The organism is Planobispora longispora, assembly GCF_016863135.1.
Classification (GTDB): Bacteria; Actinomycetota; Actinomycetes; order Streptosporangiales; family Streptosporangiaceae; genus Planobispora; species Planobispora longispora.
Map to the genome: position 1 here is coordinate 1 of NZ_BOOH01000068.1, position 18150 is coordinate 18150.

An 18150-nucleotide genomic window follows, 5' to 3' on the forward strand; every position below is an offset into this window, starting at 1 on the left:
ATCTCTCCGCTGGAGGTCGACGACCTGCTCCGGGTCACCCCGTGGCCGCAGGCCGTCTGACCGTCCGCTCCCGGGGCCGCCCGATCAGGGGCGGAACGCTCCGGCGTGCTCCGCGGCCCACTGCGCGAAGCTGCGCGCCTCCCGGCCGGTGATCTCCTTCACGGTCGGGACCACCGTGTAGCCGGCCTCCGGCGTGTCGCCCAGGGCGCCGACGAGGAACTCGACGGTCTCCTCGCCCATGCCGTCGGCACGCCACTTGGCCCGAGCCTCGTCCACGCTCAGCTCCACGAACCGCACCTCCCTGCCGACGGCGGCGCTCAAGATCGCGATCTTCTCCCTGAGCGTGATCGCCTCGGGGCCGGTCAGCGTGTACGTCCTGCCTCCGTGTCCCCCCTCGGCCAGCACGGTCGCGGCCACGGCGGCGATGTCGCGCTCGTGCACCAGCGCGCTCAGCCGGTCGCCGAACGGCTCCTTGATGACGCCTTCCGTCTTGATCGTCTGAGACCACCAGCGCAGCGTGTTGGACATGAACTCGACCGGCTCCAGCAGCGTCCACTCGACGTCCGCGGCGGCGAGCGCCTGCTCCAGATCGCCCTCGGCGCGTCCGCCGAGCACCGTGACCCGGCGCACGCCCGCCTCGGTGATCAGCTTCACCAGACCGGCGCCGTCCGGCAGGGGCCGGTAGTCGTCACCGGCGAAGTTGATGAGGTGCGCGGCCTCGACGCCGTCGAAGACCCCGGCCAGCGAGTCGAGCCGGGCGAGGTCGCCGGCGACGACCTCGACGCCCTCGGGCAGGCCCGCCTCGGCGGGGTTCCTGGTCAGGGCCCGCACCGGCCGTCCGGCGGCGAGGAGCTCCTCGACGACGAGACGGCCGACGGTCCCGGTGGCACCGGTGACGAGGAAGGTCATGGCGAACCCCTTATCTGTTCGGAACGGAACGTTCTGATCTCAGAGTATCAGAACAGAATGCTTCATTCCACTTATTTCACGGACGAATCGGGGGCCGTCTCCGAACGGTGATCGCAAACGTTAACCGCGGCCTCACCCCGGCCGCGCTAGGAAGGAGGCATGCGGATTCTGGTGGCCGAGGACGAGCGGGTCCTCGCGGACCTCATCGGCGAAGGGCTCCGGCGCGAGTCGATGGTGGTCGACGTGGTCTACGACGGCGGGGCGGCCCTGGAACGGCTCGCGGCCGACGAGTACGAGGTGCTCGTGCTGGACCGCGACCTGCCGGTGGTCCACGGCGACGACGTCTGCCGGGAACTGGCGGAGCGGGAGATTCCGGTGCGCATCCTCATGCTGACGGCGGCGGTCACGGTCGGCGACCGGGTCGCCGGCCTGGGCCTGGGCGCCGACGACTACCTCACCAAACCCTTCGCCAGCGCCGAGCTGATCGCGCGGGTCATGGCGCTCGGACGGCGCACCGCCCCGCGGCTGCCACCGGTGCTCGAACGCCACGGCGTCGTGCTCGACACCCCGTACCGGCAGGCGTTCCGCGACGGCGTCCGCCTGTCGCTCTCCCGCAAGGAGTACGCGGTGCTGGAGGTGCTCATGCGCGCCAGAGGCGCCGTCGTCACCACCGAGGAACTGCTGGACCGGGCATGGGACGAGCAGACCGACCCGTTCACCACCGTGGTCAAGGTGACGGTGAGCAAGCTGCGGGTCAAGCTCGGCGACCCGCCCCTGATCAGGACCGTGCCGGGCGGGTACGCGCTGTGATGCGCATGACGATCCGGACCCGGCTGACGCTGGTGTTCGGCGGGCTCTTCCTGCTCACCTCCGCCATCGTGCTGATCGCCGCGGACTACATGGTGGAGCGGGCCTTCGATGGGAGCGTCACCATGCGGTCGGGAGAGCTTCGTGACACCTCCCGGTCGTCCGCGCAGCCGCCCGAACGGACAGGGCCCAAGCAACCGACTGAACAGACAGGACCCGAGCAACCGGCCGAGCGGACAGGACCCGAGCAACCGGCCGAGCGGTCCGCGGTCGCTCCGCGCCTCCCGCCCGACGGCGACGCCCCCCACCCCGACGTACCCGCCGAGGTCATCGTGAGAGGTCTGCGCGCGGACGTTCTCAGCTCGCAGTGGCGGACCACCCTGGCCTCGATCGCGGTCATGGGAACGGCCGCGTTCGCCCTGTGCTGGTGGTTGTCGGGCCGGGTGATGCGCCCCGTCCACCGGATCACCGACACGGCGCGGCGGTTGTCCCTGTCCAATCTCGACCAGCGCATCGGCATGAAGGGGCCCCGCGACGAGCTCAAGGAGCTCGCCGACACCTTCGACGCCATGCTGGAGCGGCTCGCCCGCGCCGCCGACGACCAGCGCCGCTTCGTCGCCAACGCCTCGCACGAGCTGCGGACGCCCCTGGCCGTGCAGAGGGCCGCGATCGAGATCGGCCTGGCCGACCCGTCGCCGGAGCGCGTCGCCGCCATGCGCGCCGAGCTGCTCCGCATCACCGAACGCTCCCAGCGGCTCATCGACGGCCTGCTGGCCCTCGCCCAGGGCGAGCGGGGCCCGCAGTCGCGGGTCCCGGTCGACCTCGCCGCGGTGGTGCGCCGCTCGGCCGACCCGCACGCCTCCCCCGACATCACCCTCGACCTGGACGTGCGTCCGGTCACGGTCCTCGGTGACGAGGTGCTGCTGGCCCGCCTCGTCGAGAACCTGATCGAGAACGCGGTCCGCCACAACCGCCCCGGCGGCCGTGTCACCGTACGGCTGGCGCCGCGCACCGGCCTGGTCGTCTCCAACACCGGGCCGCCCGTCGATCCGGAGCGGGTGGACGAGCTGTTCCAGCCGTTCCGCCGCCTGTCCCCCGACCGGACCGGCTCCGCGGCGGGCGCCGGTCTCGGCCTGTCCATCGTCGCCGCGATCGCCCGCGCCCACGACCTCGAGGTCTCCGCCGCCGCCAATCCCGACGGCGGGCTCACGGTACGGCTGGCGCTGTGAGCCCCGGTTCGCGGACCCGGCGGGCGGTTCGCGGACCCGGTGGGCGAACCCCCGGCCCGGTGGACGGGGCGACCGACACGATGGACGAGGCCGCCGACACGGTGGACGGGGTCACCGGCACAGCGAACGAGGGCACCGGAACGGCAGAGGTCAGAGGTCCAGCGCCGAGCGGCCGAAGCGGTCCCGCAGGAAGTGTCCCTGGTCGCGCAGGGCCTGCTCGTCGCCCCGGTGGACGGCCTGGGCGACCTGCCGCATGCCGGCCTCCAGCAGGTCGAGCTGGGCCAGGAGCTCCTCGTGGGCGCTGCGCTCGCGGTCGCCGCGCCGGGCGATCGCGTAGGCGCGGGGAAGGTTGGCGTAGGCCTCCAGGCTGACCGGCAGGTAGTCGCGGATCGTCTGGGAGACGACGTGCAGGTGGTCCGGGGAGGCCGCCAGCACCTCCGCCCGCTCCAGCACTCCCCCGATCACCTCGGACAGGGCGGTCACCCGTGCCACCACGTCGTCGGGGAAGCGCCGGGAGTCCCGCACCCGGCGCAGCAGCGCGTCGAGGTCCTCCCGGAGCGGGCCCGCCTCGATCTCGGCGTGCGAGACGGCCAGCCGGACCCGGTCCGGCGGGGACAGCAGCGCGCCCACGCCGTACAGCCCCGCCACGACCACCGGCCAGAGCGTGCCCGCCAGACCGAGGAAGTGGGCCAGGAGACCGGCCAGGGCCAGCGCGCAGCCGACGATGTTCCTGGTCGAGCCGAGGTAGCGGAGCACCGGCCCCGCCGTGCCCGCCTCCCCGGCCGGGACCGGGGACCGCCGGCGCCGCGGGCCCGGCCCGTCACTGGTAGCCACGGATCTCCTTGAACGCCGCGGCCAGCGAACTGTCGCGGGCGTCGAAGACGGCGCCCCCGGTCAGCTCGGCGACCTTGTTCATCTCCGCCACGTCGCTCTCCCCGAACAGCACGACGAACGCGCGGGGGCGGATGTCCGCCGGCAGCATCTCGTAGAGCCGCCGGAAGTCCTCGAACGAGGCCCCGTCGGTGTTCTCGCCGTCGGTCATGAGCACGACCGAGGTGTAGTGCTCCGGATCGGCCCGGAGACTCTCGCTGTAGGCGGCCCGCAGCCCGTCGTAGATCGCGGTCCCGCCGTTGGCGTCGAGCCCCTCGGCGTATCCCTTGATCTGCTCCAGCACCGGTCCGGGGTCGCCCTCGGGCAGTTTGAAGGTGCGCGGCGTCCCGACGCCGTCGCTGAACGGGACCATGGTCACGGTCTCGCGGCTGCGGAACCGGGAGAACGTCCCGGAGGCCGAGCGGTCGGCGCCGGTCAGCATGACCAGGGCCTCGCGCAGCGCCTCGATCCGATCGCCGCGCATCGAGCCGGAGGTGTCCAGCACGAACAGGGCGTGCGCGGGCACGCGCGCCTCGTCGAGGTAGGCGGTGATCAGCTGGTCGGCGGCGGCCCTGCGGTTGGGGAAGGGCAGCTCCAGCAGCGGCGCCGAACCGAACTCCGGCCCCGGCCTGACCTCGGGGACGACGGGCCGCCGGTGGGTCGTGGTCATGATCTCCCGCTGGGTGTCCGGCGTGCGCAGCCAGGCGGTCAGCTTTCCGTACAGCTCCCGCTTCTCCGGCGGCGCGGAGGCCAGCAGGGTCAGCGGGTAGTCGGCGGTGATCACGCCGTCGCCCGGGTAGACGAGCGTCAGGTCCTTCATGCCCAGCAGCACCGACTCGTAGTTCACGATGCCGTCCACGCCGCCCTGCCGGGCGTAGACGTCGGCCAGCCAGCCCGACGACCCGGCGGTCAGCCGCTGGGCGGAGAAGAACTCCTTCAGCTCCGGCGTGACCGCCGACACCTGCGCGGCGTCCAGCGCCTCCCCGGCGTCCGACAGCGCGGCGGCCACGCCGACCAGCGCGGAGAAGCCCGAGTTGGAGGAGGCCGGGTTCGCCATGCCGAAGGTGAACTTCCCCTCCCGGGCGGCGGTGGCGATCTGCTTCCAGGTGGCCTTCCCGTCCTGCCAGCCGAGCTCCCGGGCCTTGGCGCCGCTCAGGCCGAGCAGCACGGGAGAGACCATGATCTTGGTCTGGGTGGACAGCCGGGCGGACGCCCCGTCGATCAGCGACAGGTAGCGGTTGGAGGAGAACCAGACGGCGTCGTACTCGCCGTCGGCGCTGCCCCCGGCCACCTGCTCGGCCCCGTCCAGGGTGCCGGTGTAGGAGATCTTCACCTTGACCCCGGAGCGGGCCAGCATCGGCTCGAGGTCCTTGACCTCGCTCCCGGCCAGGATCCGCAGGGTGTCGGGGTCGTCGGCGACGTCCTCGCCGGGCCCGCACCCGGCCAGGCCGAGCACGAGGGCCAGGGCCAGCACCGGCGCCAGGACCGCCCGCAGGACCGGCCCCGGCGGCCGGGCGGCCGCCGTCGCGGGAAGGAGCCCGCAAGGCGGGGCGGTCACCGGCCCGCCTCCGCGGCCCGGTCCAGGTAGGTCTTGGCGTGCTCCAGCTCGCCGCTGAGGCTCTGGACGGTGACGGCCATGCTCTCCACGGCCTGGGCGCGGAAGGAGTCGATCATGTCCATGGTGGCGTAGACGTTGTCGAAGGCCCTGCGCAGGGCGTCCATGTCCACCGTGGTCGAGGCCGCCTGGTTCTGGATGACGCCCGCCTGGGTGCGCAGCATCTCACTGGTGGCCAGGATCAGGTCGCTCGTCGTGGCGTTGAGCGCGCTGATCTGGTCGAGCACCAGCTTCTGGTTGGCCAGCGCCTGCGCCACCGTGACCGCGGTGCGCAGCGCGGCGACCGTCGTGGTGGTCGCCCGGTCCACACCCTTGCTGAGCTCCATGTTGTTCTTGCGGACCAGGTCCAGGGCGAGGTAGCTCTGGGCGGAGACGGCCAGCTGGGTGAGGATGTCCTGGTGCTTCTGCCGTACGGTGAACAGGGCGTCGGAGCGCAGCGCGGTCGCCTTGTCCGGGTCGGCCGCGTCCAGGTGGAGCAGGCGGTCCTCGATCGCGGCGTCGAGCGCGGCGGCCATCACCGCGTACTCCTGCAGGCGGGTCATCGCCTCCCACAGGTTCGCCTTCTCGCCCTCGATCGCGGCGTTGTCCTTCAGCAGCTCGTCCTGGCCGGACTTCAGCGCCCGGATGATGTCGTCGATGTGCTTCTGCGCGCTCCGGTACTTGGCGAAGTAGTCGCGGAGCCGGTCGCCGAACGGGATCAGCCCGAGCAGCTTGCGCGTCCCGGCGGCGGCCTGCTTCGGATCGAGGTCCACCACCGTACGGCGCAGCGCCACCAGCTGCCCGGCCACCCGGCCCTGGGCGTCGGCCGCCTCCCCCTTGGCCGAGGCCAGCGCGGCGACGGGGCGTTTGAGCATGCGGTTGGCCACCTGGGAGGCGGCGCGGATCTCCGAGTCGCCCATCGAGGAGATGTCGTGGACCCTCCGGGTGAACTCCGGCGCCCGCGGGTCCAGGCCGGTCAGCTCCGCGGCGAAGTCCCGCGCCTTGGCGGCCAGCTCCTCGGCGCGGCCCTCGGGCAGCGGCAGCATGGTCGCGGCGCGCTCGGCGGGTACGGCGGTCACCGGGGCCGGCGGGGTGAGCGTCAGGGAGGGCGGGGTGAGCGTCAGGTCGCCGCCGGTCGTGCTCCCGGCCGGGTTCCCCGCCGCGCCGCCGCTCGCGCGCCCCGTCATGTCTCCGGTCGCGTTTCCGGCCGTGTCGTGGGCCACGGTCAGGATCCTCCTTCGGCCTGCGGTACGGAACCGTCGGCGTAGAGCCGTTCGATGGTGGTGATCAGCTGCTCCAGGCGGTCGTAGGCGGGCGGCTCGACCACGTCCACCAGATCGCGGGCGATCGGCGCGCCGGTCTTGGCGGCCAGGTCGGTGAAGGCCGCCGGATCCGCCGTGCGGAAGCCGTGCCGGGCGGCCAGGGCGCGCAGCTCGGGGTCCTCGGTCAGCAACCGCCCGACCTCTCCCGCCTGCTCGGTGAAGGGCACCAGCGTGTGCTTGCTGAGCACCGTCGGCGCGGGGTAGAGCAGGCGCATCTCGGGAGTGATCGAGCCGTCCCGGGCGAACAGGCGCGACAGGTACTGGGCCTCGTAGACGATCACCATCGGCGTCTTGCCCGAGCCCATCACCAGGTAGTCCTCGAAGGGGGCCTCGGTCGAGGACTGCGAGTAGCCCTGGTCGAGGAAGACCGGCGCGACCTTCCCGGCCGCCTCCGGCACCTGACCGGCGGCGGTGACCACGTCCTCGCCGTTGGCGACGTAGCTGGTCATCGCCAGGTACATGGCGGCGGAGTTGGAGGTCCTGACGTCGGTGGTGGTCAGCAGCACCCGCTTGCGCGCCGGGTAGGCGGTGTTGCCGGGCAGCTCGTCCCACCGGGTCCCCTTGGCCACCAGCTCCATGTACGCGGCGACGTCCAGCACCTGGTAGCCGCGGCCGGAGTCGCGCACCAGCCCGGCCTCGGCCAGCACGCCGGCGATCGGCTCGAAGGTGGCCACCGCCATGGGCGAGTAGAACGGGGAGAAGACCCGGGTGACCCCCCGGTCCTTCCTGATCTTCTCCGCCGCGGGGACGCTGGAGGGGAAAGCGAAGGCGTAGCCGTCGAGGTCCACCTCGGTGGCGATCTGCCGGGATCCGGCGGTGTCCACCTCGACGCGCAGTCCGTGCTTTTCGAAGGCCGCACGCACCCGGGGGTCGTCGAAGAACGGTTTCTTCTCCGAACCGATCACGCCCCGCACGACCGTGGGTCCGCCGGCCCCGTTGCCGAGCACGACCGCCACCACGACCGCGGCGCCGAGCAGCAGCGCCAGGGCGATGCCGATCGACCGTCTCATCACACCCCTTTTCATGGAATAACTCCTTTAACCGGGATTATGTGAGGTTGAGAAAAGGGGTGCGTGCCTCATATGGGGGTACATCGGAGAATTCAGCGGCTGTTCACTCTCTCGTCATTCTTCGACATATAAGTGCCTTTGTAGCGGTTACAGGGCTTTATGGGGGTTTTCTGCTGGCACCCGGCCCCCGCGCCGCGGGGTGCGGCCCCCCGGGCTCCCGACCCGGGAAGCCCGGCGCACAAGGGGTTCGCGGGATGCCGGCAAGGCTTTGTCTTGCGGGGGGACGCCGCGGCCCCCAGGGTGGGAGGAGGCCGCCGGATGATCCGCCGGCCGATGCGTGGCGTACGGCCTCGCGTGACATGGGGCCGTGCGTGACGTGAGGTCGACGCCCGGCCGCGAGGCGGGAGAAGGGACGACGATGCGCGCCGTACGGATGACCGCATGGCAGAGCGAGCCGGAGATCCTCGACGTCCCGGTGCCGGAGCCGGGCCCCGGCCAGGTGCTGATCAAGGTGGCGGGAGCCGGCGTCTGCCACTCCGACCTGCACATCATGGACCTGCCGGAGGGGCTGCTCCCGTACGAGCTGCCCTTCACCCTCGGGCACGAGGCCACCGGGTGGATCGAGCGGACCGGGCCCGGCGTGCGGGACTGGACCGCCGGGGAGGCGGTGGCCGTGTACGGCGCCTGGGGCTGCGGGCGCTGCCACCGCTGCGCCCAGGGCATCGAGAACTACTGCGAGAAGGCGTCCCAGGTCAGCCCCTCCGGGGGCGGGCTCGGCCTGGACGGCGGGATGGCCGAGTACATGCTCGTTCCCTCGGCCCGCTTCCTCGTCCCGCTGGGCGATCTCGACCCGCGTGCGGCCGCCCCGCTCACCGACGCCGGCCTGACCTCCTACCACGCGATCAAGCGCTCCCTGCACCGGCTGGTCCCCGGGAGCACGGCGCTGGTCATCGGAGTCGGCGGCCTCGGGCACATGGCGGTGGAGCTGCTCAAGGCGCTCAGCCCGGCCACCGTGATCGCGATCGACGTCGCGGCCGACAAGCTGGACCTGGCCAAGCGGCTCGGCGCCGACCACGTGCTCCCCGGCGAGCAGGGCGTCGCGTTCCAGGTCCGCGACCTGACCGGCGGCCGGGGCGCCGACCTCGTGCTGGACTTCGTGGGCGAGCAGCAGACCCTCGCCCTGGCCGCGGCCGGCGCCGCCACGCTCGGCGAGGTGGCCGTCGTCGGCATGGGCGGCGGCGAACTCCCGGTGGGCGTGGGCCGGCTGCCCTTCGCGTGCTCCGTCAGCATGCTGTACTGGGGATCGCGTCCCGAGCTGATGGAGCTCGTCACGCTGGCACGGCAGCGCCGCATCACGCCCCGGGTCGAGACCTTCCCCCTGGAGCAGGCGGCGGAGGTCTACCGCAGGCTGCGCGAGGGGCGGCTCACCGGCCGGGCCGTGCTCCTGCCGCACGGCTGACGCCGCGTCCGGCCCCGCGCGGCGGCGCGACCGGCGCCACGCGGAGGGCGCCAGGACGCGAGGCGGGTCAGGGCCGCGGCCGGAACGCGCCGCCGTACATCGGCAGCTCGATCCGGTCGCCGTACCGCTCCAGCTGGGCCCAGGGGCGGTTGATGCCCGAGGAGCCGTAGGCGCGGACCCGGGTGACGGCGTCGAGGTCCAGGACGTCGACCAGGATCTCCTCTCCCGGGCCCGCCTGCTGGCGGACGATGCCCTCCGGGTCGACGATCGCGCTCGCGCCCACACCGGCCGGATCGGCGGCGTTGAGGTTGACCACGTACACCTGGTTCGTCCAGGCGTTGGCCCGCGCGCAGATCAGCTCCATCTCGCGGTCGCGGGTGGTGGTCAGCGTCGGCTGGATGACCACCTCGGCGCCGAGCCAGGCCAGCTGGCGCACGGTCTCCGGGAAGGAGCCGTCGTAGCAGATCGCCAGGCCCGCGCGGCCGATGCCGGGCAGGTCGAACACGACGAACTCGCGGCCGGGCTCGGTCCTCTCGTACGGCTGCCAGGGGAAGACCTTGCGGTAGGCCGCGACGATCCGCCCCTCTGGCGAGACGGCGATCGCGGTGTTGTAGATCAGCCCGTCACCGGCCCGCTCGTACAGGGTGCCCGGCACCAGCCACAGGCCGAGCTCGCGCGCGAGCGCGCAGACGCGGTCGGTCAGCGGCCCGGGAACGGTGACGGCGACCTGCTCCATCCAGTCCGGGCGCGCCGCCAGGAGCGGGGCCTCGGCGGCCAGCATCAGCTCGGGCGCGATCACGAGCTGCACGTGCGGGAAGGTGTCGCGCACCGCGCGCACCTGGGAGGCATAGCGCTGCCAGGTGGCTTCGAGATCGTGCGGGACGGGGGTGGTCTGCACGGCGGCGACGGCGAGTGTGCGCACGGGGCTGCTCCGGGGGTGGCTCGAATCATTTGAACGGGATTCAAATCATGCCACCGGCCCGCCTCCCGATCGATCCCCGCGCATGCCGCCGTCCGGCTCCCGCGCATGCCGAGGCCGGCTCCCGGCCCGGAAGACGGTTTCCGGGCCGGGAACCGGCCGCCGTACGCGATCAGGCTCGCGGCCCGGTCAGTTCGTCAGCGGGCCGAACTCCTTACGGGTGTCGATCACCTCGCCGAAGAGCTCCCACCGCTCGCCCTTGAACCTCATGAGCTGCATCGACTCGATGGGGAAGCCGTCGTCCGCCCCCGTGGTCATCGTCACCCCCGGCAGCAGCATGCCGATCTCGACGTTGTTCAGCGAGCGCACGGCGTCGCGCAGCCCCTCGCGCGTCGGGCACTTCACCGCCTCCATCGCCTTGTGGAAGCTGCTGGCCACCGCCCAGCCGAAGGTGTGGTACGGAACGGCCGGGTCGGCCTCGGGGACGTACTGCTTCATCTTCTCGAAGTAGAGCTTCATCTCCGGGTCGTCCTTCCACTGCGGGTCGTTGGGGTCCTTGTAGTACGCGGCGGACACCACGCCCTGCACGTTCTCGAAGCCGACCGGCTTGAGGACGGTGATCGAGGAAGAGACGTTGTTGACGATGTGCAGCGGGTTCCACGCCCCGTTCCTGGCGTCGGACGCCAGCGCCTGGGAGCCGAACTTGGGCGTCGTGATGTTGAGGAGCACATCGGCCCCGGACTCGGCGAGGTTGCGCATCTGGGGGTCGATGCTCGGATCGGTGACCTCGTAGCTCTGCTCGGCGACGATCTTGATCTGGCTGCCGTCGACGGCCCGCTGGAACCCGCCGAACAGGTCCTTGCCGAAGTCGTCGTTCTGGTACAGCACCGCCACCTTGGCGTCGGGGCGCTCCTGCTTGAGGTACTGCGCGTAGACCCGGGCCTCGGAGACGTAGTTCGGCTGCCAGCCGATGGTCCACGGGTGCGCGGTGTCGGTGCCCCACTTCGAGGCGCCGGTCGCGACGAAGATCTGGGGCACCTTGCGCTGGTTGGCGTAGTCCCAGGTCGCCGTCGTCGAGGGCGTGCCCAGCGTCTGGAAGAGCGCGAACACCTGCTCCTGCTCGACGAGCCGGCGCGCCTCCTCCACGGCCTTGGGCGGCTGGTAGCCGTCGTCGCGCACCACGAACTCGACCTTGCGCCCGCCGATGCCGCCCTTCTCGGCGTTGACGTAGTCGAAGTACGCCTTGATGCCCTTGGGGATGTCGCCGTAGGCGGAGGCTGGTCCCGACAGCGGGTAGATGCCGCCGAGCTTGATGCTCGTGTCCGTGATGCCGGTGGTCTGCTGGCCCGGGCACTGGCCCGCGGCCGTCGTCGCGCCCGTCCCGGCCTCCTCGCGTCCCCCGCAGGCCGCCGTGGCCAGCAGCAGGGTCGCCGTCACGGCCGCACAGCCGATCGGAGATAGCCGCATTTCCCTTACTCCTTCCGGAGGATGTTCTTGGTCGAGCGCGTCACGCGCCCCGCCAGCCCGGCCAGACCGGTCGGCGCGACGTACATCACCACGATGATCAGCAAGCCGAAGATGACGCCGGGAGCCGCGTCGTTGACGTCCTGGGAGATGCTCGGCACGAACATCACGAACAGGCCGCCCAGCAGCGGCCCGGAGAACGAGCCCAGGCCGCCGATGACGATGCCCGCCAGCATGGTGATCGAGAGCGTGACGACGAACGAGTCCGGGGAGACGAACCCGATGACCCAGGTGTAGGCGCAGCCCGCCGCCCCGGCGAACATCGCGCTCCAGGCGAAGGCGAGCGTCTTGTAGAACGGCAGCCGCACGCCCATGACCTCGGCCGCCGCCTCGTTGTCCCGGACGGCGTGCAGGGCCCGGCCGACGCGCGAGCGCAGCAGGCCGTAGGCCAGCAGGAAGGCGAGGACGGCCACGGCCAGCGTCAGGAAGTACAGCCACTGGTCCTCGGCCAGCCCCGTCCAGGCCGGCGGCGCCGGCTTGGCGAGCGTCAGCCCCATGGAACCGCCGGTCACCGACTCGAACCGCTTGAGCAGCGGCACCAGGAAGATCGCGATGGCCAGCGTCACGAGGGCCAGGTAGAGCCCCCGCAGGCGTACGGCGGGCAGGCCGAACGCCAGGCCGAGCGCGAACGCCACCGCGGCGGCGATCGGCAGGGTCGCCAGGTGGGGCAGGTCCCACCGGTCGAGCATGATCGCGGTCGTGTAGGCGCCGACGGCGAAGAAGGCGCCGTGGCCGAGGGAGATCTGACCGGCGTGGCCGACGAGGAGGTTCAGGCCGAGCAGCGCCACCGCGTAGACCATCACCATGGTGAACTGGAAGACGCGGAAGGGCACGAGCTGGAACGGCAGGTAGCAGGCCACCGCCAGCAGCGCCGCCACCGCGATCCACCCCCGCCGTCCGGGGGTGACGCGCGCCAGGGCCGGCGCCAGGACCCGTCCCCGGGAGGGCGTGCCCGCGCGCGGGGGCGTGTCCGCCGCCTTCGCCGGCTCTCTCGTGCGGTCCTCACCCGGCGGCTCGGAGCCCGCGTTCGCGAACGCCCCGCGCTCGTTGGTCCGCTCGCTCATGCCCGCTCCACCACCGCTCGGCCGAACAGGCCCTGGGGCCGCAGCAGCAGGACGAAGAGGATGATGACCAACGGCACGCCCACCTTGAGATCGGATCCGATGAAGCCGACGTACGCGCCGGCGAGCGTCTCCGCGACGCCGACGATCAGGCCGCCCGCCACCGCGCCCCCGGGGCTGTCGAACCCGCCGAGGGTCGCCGCGGCGAAGGCGTAGATGAGGACGCCGCCCATCATGTTGGGCTCCAGGAACAGCAGCGGGGCCACCAGGGTCCCCGAGACCGCGCCGACGGTGGCGGCCAGTCCCCAGCCGAGGGCGAGCATCCAGCCCACCCGGATGCCGACGAGCCGGGCCGAGGCGGGGTTGGCCGCCACGGCGCGCATCCCCAGGCCGATCTTCGTGTGCTGGAACAGCAGGTACAGCAGGCCCATCACCACGCCGACCACGGCGAGGACGCCCAGCGTCGAGTAGCCCACGCTGAGCCCGCCGGCCTCGAGCGCCCCGCCGGGGAACGGGTTGGGGAAGTCCTTGATGAGGAACGTCCAGATCCACCCGGCGGCGGCGTTGACGAAGATGAACAGCCCCACGGTGACGATCACCACGGTCAGCTCGGGAGCGCCCTCCACCGGTCGGATGACGACCCGCTCGATCAGCATGCCCCCCGCGAAGGACACCGCCAGCGCGAGCGCCAGGGCCAGCCAGAACGGCAGGCCCGCGGCCGTGAACTGCCAGGCGATGTAGGTGGAGAACATCGCCAGCTCCCCCTGGGCGAAGTTGACGATCCCGGTGAACTGGTAGATCAGCACCAGGGCCAGGGCCAGGCTGGCGTAGATGGCGCCCGCGCCGAGCCCCTCGATGACCTGCTGCAGGAAACCGGTCATGGCTAGACCCGGTATCCGAGGTAGGACTGGACGACCTTCTCGTCCTGCAGGATCCTGTCCGCCGTGCCCGACAGGACGATCCGGCCGCTCTCCAGGACGTGGGCCTGCTGGGCGATGCCGAGGGCGAGATGGGCGTTCTGCTCGACGACGACCACGGTGGTGCGCTCCTGTTCGTTGACCGTCCGCACGATGCGGAACAGCTCCCGGGTGACCAGCGGGGCGAGCCCGAGGGACGGCTCGTCCAGCAGCAGCAGCCGCGGCCTCGACATGAGCGCCCGGCCGATCGCCAGCATCTGCTGCTCGCCGCCGCTGAGACTGCCCGCGACCTGCCGCAGCCGTGTCTTCAGCACCGGGAAGTAGGTGTAGATCCGTTCGAGGTCGGCCTCCACCGTGCCGCGCCCCCGCCGGGTGAAGGCGCCCAGGCGCAGGTTCTCCTCGACGGTCAGCGGCATGAAGGTGCCGCGTCCCTCCGGCACGTGCGCGACTCCGCGCCGGGCGATCGTGTCCGGCGAGCGCCGGGCCAGGTCGGCGCCGTCGAACCCGATGCTCCCGCGCACCCAGACCATGCCGGACAGCGCCCGCATCAGGGTCGTCTTGCCCGCCCCGTTGGGCCCGAGGATCGCGCAGATCTCCCCCCGGCCCACCGACAGGTTCACCCCGTGCAGCACGCGGGCGTCGCCGTACCCGGCGTTCAGGTCCGAGATCGTCAGGAAGCCCTCGGCACTCATACGGCTGTCCCCAGGTACGCCTCGATGACCGCGGGATCGCGCTGGACCTCCGCGGGAGCCCCCTCGGCGATCTTGCGGCCGAAGTCCAGGCACACGACCCGGTCGCAGACGCCCATGACGAAGCCCATGTGGTGCTCGACCACGACCACCGTCACGTCGAACTCCTCGCGGATCGCGCGGAGGGTGCCGGAGAACTCCGCGACCTCGCCGGAACTGAGCCCGTTGACGGGTTCGTCGAGCAGCAGCAGCCGGGGCCGCCCGGCCAGCGCCCGGGCCAGCTCCACCCGCTTGAGCGTGCCGAACGGCAGCCCGGTCGCCGGGTGGTCCGCGACCCGGGCCAGCGCCAGCCGTTCCAGCGTCCGGTCCGCCTCGGCGCGGAGCCGGGCCTCCTCGCGGCGGACCCGGGGCAGCCACAACGACGCGGTCAGGAACCCGGCCCCGCCGCGGTGGTGCGCCCCGACCAGCACGTTGTCGCGCACCGACATGTGCGGGAACAGGCCGAGGTTCTGGAAGGTCCGCGCGATGCCCGCCGACGCGATCGCGTACGGCGGCACGGTCAGCAGGTCCCTCCCCTCGTACCGGACGGTTCCCGCGTCGGCGTCGTAGCGCCGGGTCAGGCAGTTGAACAGCGTGGTCTTGCCGGCGCCGTTCGGCCCGATGAGCCCCACCATCTCCCCGCGCTCCACGGAGAACCCCACGCCGTCCAGCGCGGTGATGCCGCCGAAGCGGACGGTGAGGTCGCGCACTTCCAGCATCCGGCCTCCCGATGGCGGCGAGCGAAGACACCTCGGCAGAAGAACAATGTTCTGAGGGTGTGGTCAGCGTAGGTTCCGCCCGTCGCGGACCGCATTGGGCGCGGACACCCAAGATGTTCCGGGGGTGTTGTCCGCCGCGCACAGCGTCCGTCTCGGACCGGTTACGGGTCGTTGACCGCCCGGCGGCCAGCGGGGAACATCCGGGCATGTCCAGTGGTTTCAGCACGGGAACCTCCGCCGCGGCGTCCGCGACGGCGGGAGCGGTCCGCGCGGAACGCGCGCGCATCCTCTCCGAGATCCTCGACGACCTGGACGAGCTGGCCGGAACCGCCGTCAGGACCATGCGGGCCGAGATCCCCGCGTACGCGGCCCAGGACGCGGCCTTCCACGCGGACGTGCGCGACCAGGTGATCCGGCACTACCGCAGCAAGCTGGCCGTCCTGTTCGAGGAGCGCACGGTGACGCTCGACGACATCGCCTTCACCCGCCGGGCGGCGATGCGGCGGGCGCGGGCCGGGGTCGCCCTGGCCGACTACATCAACGCCTTCCGCGTCGGCCAGCAGGTCTTCTGGGAGTCGGTGCTCGAACGCGCCGGCTCCTCGTTCGCCGGCCACGACGCCGCGCTCTCGCTGGCGGCCCCGCTGATGCGCTACTGCGACTTCGCCAGCACGCACGCCGCCAACGCGTACATGGAGTTCCAGCAGTACGCCGCCGCCGAGGCGGTGCGCGAGAGCAGGGACCTGCTGGAGACCTTCCTGGCCGGGGGCGCGCCCACCCGGGGCCGCCAGCTCGCCGCGGCGCAGGCGCACGGCCTCGGGCCCGACAGCTCGGCGCCGCTGCTCGTCGTGGTCGCGGTCCTGCTGCCGCGCGTTCCCGGGCCGCACGGGCAGGCCGTGCCGGCCGGCCCGGACCAGGGCGCCGACGCGCGCCACGCGGCCTGCGCGGCGATCGCCCGGACCTGGGGGAACGGCGCCAGGACGCTGTCGGTCGTGCGGCACTCGGAGATCGTGGCCGTTCCCGTGCTCGGCCCGGGGGCCGGTCCCGGGGAGCTGTGCGACCGGCTGCAGGCCGTACGGGAGAGCCTGCTCAGCGAGCAGATCGTCCTGGCGATGGGGGTCAGCACCGTGATCGCCGAGGCCGCCCAGATCCCGCAGGCCTACCAGGAGGCCCGCACCGCGCTGGAATTCCTGCCCGAGGAGGGCGGGGTGGCGGCGCTGCCCAGGATCACGCCCTTCCAGTACCTGGCGCTGAAGGCCGACGACACCGCCCGGCACCTGATCGATCCGCGGGTCGCGTCCCTCCTGGCCGAGGACCGGGCGCGCGGCGGCGTGCTCACCGCCACGATCCGGGCCTTCGCCGTCGCCGACCTGAACCTGCGCGCCGCCGCGGAACGGTTGCAGATCCACCCCAACACCGCCCAGTACCGCCTGCGGCGGATCCGGGAGCGCACCGGGCGCAACCTGCGCCGGATCAACGATCTCGTCGACCTGCTCGTCGCGATCGCGCTCCACGACTCCCTGCCGCCGGACACCGATCCCGAGCGGACAACACCGGTGACCGCGACCGATGATCGCCGTGCCGGCCGGACGTACGGTCGTTCCCATGAATCTCGCTGACCGGCTTCTCCACGCCGCAGAGCGGCTCGCCGGCAGAGCGGCCGTCACACTCGACGGGGTGGAGATCACCTACGGCGCGCTGGAGCGGATGAGCGGGCGCGTCGCGACGCTGCTGCGCCGGCGCGGGATCCGCGCCGGCGACCGGGTGGCGGTCATGCTGCCGAACGTCCCGGAGTTCGCCGTCGTCTACTACGGGGTCCTGCGGATCGGGGCCGTGGTCGTCCCGCTCGACCCGCTGCTGAGGAGACGGGAGATCGCCGCGTACGTCGGCGGCAGCGGGGCCCGGCTGCTCATCGCCTGGCACGCCCTGGCCGAGACCGCGGAGGCCGGGGCGGTGGGCACCGGCGCCGACTGCTTCTTCGTGGTCCCCGAGGAGTTCCCCCGGCTGCTGCGCGGCCTGGCGGCCGAGTCCGGGACCACCCCGCGGGCGGCCGGCGACACCGCCGTCATCCACTACACCTCCGGGACGACCGGCCGGGCCAGGGGCATCGAGCTCACCCACGCCAACCTCGGGAGCAACGCCGCGACGGTCGCCCGGATGCAGGCGCTCGGGGTGGACGACGTCCTCCTCGGCGCGCTGCCGCTCTACCACTCCTTCGGGCAGACGTGCTCGCTCAACGCGGCCGTCCACGCCGGCGCGCGCCTGACGCTGCTGCCGCGCTTCGAGCCGGGCCGCGCGCTGGAGGTGATCCGGCGCGACGGCGTCACGGTCTTCCAGGGCGTGCCCACGATGTACATCGCGCTGCTCGACCACCCCGGGGCCTCCGACATGTCGCTGCTGCGGGTCTGCGTCTCCGGCGGCGCCGCCATGCCCCTCGACGTGCTGCGGGCCTACGAGACCCGGTTCGGCTGCGTGATCGTGGAGGGGTACGGCCTCAGCGAGACCTCCCCGGTCGCCGCGACCAACCGCACCGGCCCCGGCCGCAGGGCCGGGTCGATCGGCTGGCCGGTCAAGGACGTCGAGATGAAGGTGGTCGGCGAGGACGGCCGCGAGGTGCCGTGCGGCCAGGTCGGTGAGATCGTCGTGCGGGGCCCCAACGTGATGAAGGGCTACTGGAACGACCCGGCCGCGACCGCGGAGGCCGTCCGCGACGGCTGGTTCCACACCGGCGACCTCGGCCGGGTCGACGCCGACGGGTTCTTCTTCCTGGTCGACCGCCGCCGCGATGTGATCATCCGGGGCGGTTACACCGTCTATCCCCGCGAGGTGGAGGAGGTCCTGTACGAGCACCCCGCCGTACGGCAGGCGGTGGTCGTCGGCCTCCCCCACCCGGAGCTCGGCGAGGAGATCGCGGCCGTGGTGACGCTGCGCGCCCCGGTCGATCCCGACGAGCTGCGCGCCTTCGCCAAGGAGCGGGTGGCGGCCTACAAGTACCCCCGCCACATCTCCTTCACCGACGAGCTGCCCGTGAGCCCCACCGGAAAGGTCCTCAAACGCACCATCACCCTGTCGCTGGAGTGACGGC

Annotated in this window: 16 protein-coding genes; 5 read left to right on the forward strand and 11 right to left on the reverse strand. The window is 72.3% G+C overall.

Annotation, left to right across the window (positions count from 1 at the left end; translation table 11 throughout):
* Positions 1-84: 84 nt before the first annotated feature.
* On the reverse strand, positions 85-909 hold the full coding sequence (locus Plo01_RS37075) for an NmrA family NAD(P)-binding protein (protein WP_203895464.1): 825 nt from the start codon (positions 907-909) through the stop codon (positions 85-87).
* A 159-nt stretch (positions 910-1068) separates the two neighbouring features.
* Between Plo01_RS37075 and Plo01_RS37080 the strand changes: the two genes are divergently transcribed.
* The gene (locus tag Plo01_RS37080; RefSeq protein WP_203895465.1) at positions 1069-1719 is read left to right on the forward strand and encodes a response regulator transcription factor; all 651 of its coding nucleotides are present in this window, start codon (positions 1069-1071) and stop codon (positions 1717-1719) included.
* Positions 1720-1724: 5 nt separating this feature from the next.
* On the forward strand, positions 1725-2945 hold the full coding sequence (locus Plo01_RS37085; protein ID WP_203895466.1) for a sensor histidine kinase: 1221 nt from the start codon (positions 1725-1727) through the stop codon (positions 2943-2945).
* A 150-nt stretch (positions 2946-3095) separates the two neighbouring features.
* Here Plo01_RS37085 and Plo01_RS37090 read toward each other — a convergent pair whose 3' ends face one another.
* The 4 genes from Plo01_RS37090 to Plo01_RS37105 are packed head-to-tail and all read right to left on the reverse strand — an operon-like array spanning position 3096 to position 7741.
* On the reverse strand, positions 3096-3779 hold the full coding sequence (locus Plo01_RS37090) for a hypothetical protein (RefSeq protein WP_203895467.1): 684 nt from the start codon (positions 3777-3779) through the stop codon (positions 3096-3098).
* Positions 3766-5373 (reverse strand): vWA domain-containing protein, encoded by a 1608-nt coding sequence (locus Plo01_RS37095; protein ID WP_239317821.1) that lies wholly within the window; start codon positions 5371-5373, stop codon positions 3766-3768. The genes Plo01_RS37090 and Plo01_RS37095 overlap by 14 nt, the downstream gene beginning before the upstream one ends.
* Complete coding sequence (locus Plo01_RS37100; protein WP_239317823.1) at positions 5370-6632, reverse strand: toxic anion resistance protein; 1263 nt, start codon at positions 6630-6632, stop codon at positions 5370-5372. The genes Plo01_RS37095 and Plo01_RS37100 overlap by 4 nt, the downstream gene beginning before the upstream one ends.
* Positions 6633-6634: 2 nt before the next feature.
* Positions 6635-7741 (reverse strand): hypothetical protein, encoded by a 1107-nt coding sequence (locus tag Plo01_RS37105; RefSeq protein WP_203895468.1) that lies wholly within the window; start codon positions 7739-7741, stop codon positions 6635-6637.
* 367 nt (positions 7742-8108) lie between these two features.
* Between Plo01_RS37105 and Plo01_RS37110 the strand changes: the two genes are divergently transcribed.
* Positions 8109-9200, forward strand: coding sequence for an NAD(P)-dependent alcohol dehydrogenase (locus tag Plo01_RS37110; RefSeq protein WP_307837425.1), 1092 nt, complete (start codon positions 8109-8111; stop codon positions 9198-9200).
* 67 nt (positions 9201-9267) lie between these two features.
* On the opposite strand, the gene Plo01_RS37115 is transcribed toward Plo01_RS37110, so the two are convergent.
* The 6 genes from Plo01_RS37115 to Plo01_RS37140 all read right to left on the reverse strand — a co-directional run bounded on the left by Plo01_RS37115 (position 9268) and on the right by Plo01_RS37140 (position 15068).
* Entirely contained in the window at positions 9268-10122 is an 855-nt protein-coding gene (locus tag Plo01_RS37115) for a carbon-nitrogen hydrolase family protein (RefSeq protein ID WP_203895469.1), read from the reverse strand.
* A gap of 186 nt (positions 10123-10308) precedes the next feature.
* Positions 10309-11586, reverse strand: coding sequence for an ABC transporter substrate-binding protein (locus Plo01_RS37120; RefSeq protein ID WP_203895470.1), 1278 nt, complete (start codon positions 11584-11586; stop codon positions 10309-10311).
* A 5-nt stretch (positions 11587-11591) separates the two neighbouring features.
* A complete protein-coding gene (locus tag Plo01_RS37125) occupies positions 11592-12707 on the reverse strand; it encodes a branched-chain amino acid ABC transporter permease (RefSeq protein ID WP_239317826.1) in 1116 nt (371 codons plus the stop codon).
* Positions 12704-13585 carry a branched-chain amino acid ABC transporter permease gene (locus tag Plo01_RS37130; RefSeq protein WP_203895471.1) on the reverse strand — a complete coding sequence of 294 codons (882 nt, stop codon included), beginning with the start codon at positions 13583-13585 and terminating at the stop codon, positions 12704-12706. Before Plo01_RS37130 ends, Plo01_RS37125 begins: the two co-directional genes overlap by 4 nt.
* A gap of 2 nt (positions 13586-13587) precedes the next feature.
* Positions 13588-14313: an ABC transporter ATP-binding protein gene (locus tag Plo01_RS37135; protein WP_203895472.1), complete on the reverse strand. Its 726-nt coding sequence runs from the start codon at positions 14311-14313 to the stop codon at positions 13588-13590.
* Positions 14310-15068, reverse strand: coding sequence for an ABC transporter ATP-binding protein (locus Plo01_RS37140; protein WP_203895473.1), 759 nt, complete (start codon positions 15066-15068; stop codon positions 14310-14312). The genes Plo01_RS37135 and Plo01_RS37140 overlap by 4 nt, the downstream gene beginning before the upstream one ends.
* 206 nt (positions 15069-15274) lie before the next feature.
* Here Plo01_RS37140 and Plo01_RS37145 point away from each other — a divergent pair, with 206 nt between their 5' ends.
* Positions 15275-16684: a PucR family transcriptional regulator gene (locus Plo01_RS37145; RefSeq protein WP_203895474.1), complete on the forward strand. Its 1410-nt coding sequence runs from the start codon at positions 15275-15277 to the stop codon at positions 16682-16684.
* Complete coding sequence (locus tag Plo01_RS37150; protein ID WP_203895475.1) at positions 16671-18146, forward strand: long-chain-fatty-acid--CoA ligase; 1476 nt, start codon at positions 16671-16673, stop codon at positions 18144-18146. The genes Plo01_RS37145 and Plo01_RS37150 overlap by 14 nt, the downstream gene beginning before the upstream one ends.
* Positions 18147-18150 lie beyond the last annotated feature (4 nt).

Coding starts and splice junctions, on each gene's coding strand:
- Plo01_RS37075 (WP_203895464.1), bottom strand. CDS start 909: ATGACCTTCCTCGTCACCGGTGCCACCGGGACCGTCGGCCGTCTCGTC.
- Plo01_RS37120 (WP_203895470.1), bottom strand. CDS start 11,586: ATGCGGCTATCTCCGATCGGCTGTGCGGCCGTGACGGCGACCCTGCTG.
- Plo01_RS37080 (WP_203895465.1), top strand. CDS start 1,069: ATGCGGATTCTGGTGGCCGAGGACGAGCGGGTCCTCGCGGACCTCATC.
- Plo01_RS37140 (WP_203895473.1), bottom strand. CDS start 15,068: ATGCTGGAAGTGCGCGACCTCACCGTCCGCTTCGGCGGCATCACCGCG.
- Plo01_RS37135 (WP_203895472.1), bottom strand. CDS start 14,313: ATGAGTGCCGAGGGCTTCCTGACGATCTCGGACCTGAACGCCGGGTAC.
- Plo01_RS37085 (WP_203895466.1), top strand. CDS start 1,725: ATGACGATCCGGACCCGGCTGACGCTGGTGTTCGGCGGGCTCTTCCTG.
- Plo01_RS37130 (WP_203895471.1), bottom strand. CDS start 13,585: ATGACCGGTTTCCTGCAGCAGGTCATCGAGGGGCTCGGCGCGGGCGCC.
- Plo01_RS37105 (WP_203895468.1), bottom strand. CDS start 7,741: ATGAGACGGTCGATCGGCATCGCCCTGGCGCTGCTGCTCGGCGCCGCG.
- Plo01_RS37150 (WP_203895475.1), top strand. CDS start 16,671: ATGAATCTCGCTGACCGGCTTCTCCACGCCGCAGAGCGGCTCGCCGGC.
- Plo01_RS37145 (WP_203895474.1), top strand. CDS start 15,275: ATGTCCAGTGGTTTCAGCACGGGAACCTCCGCCGCGGCGTCCGCGACG.
- Plo01_RS37125 (WP_239317826.1), bottom strand. CDS start 12,707: ATGAGCGAGCGGACCAACGAGCGCGGGGCGTTCGCGAACGCGGGCTCC.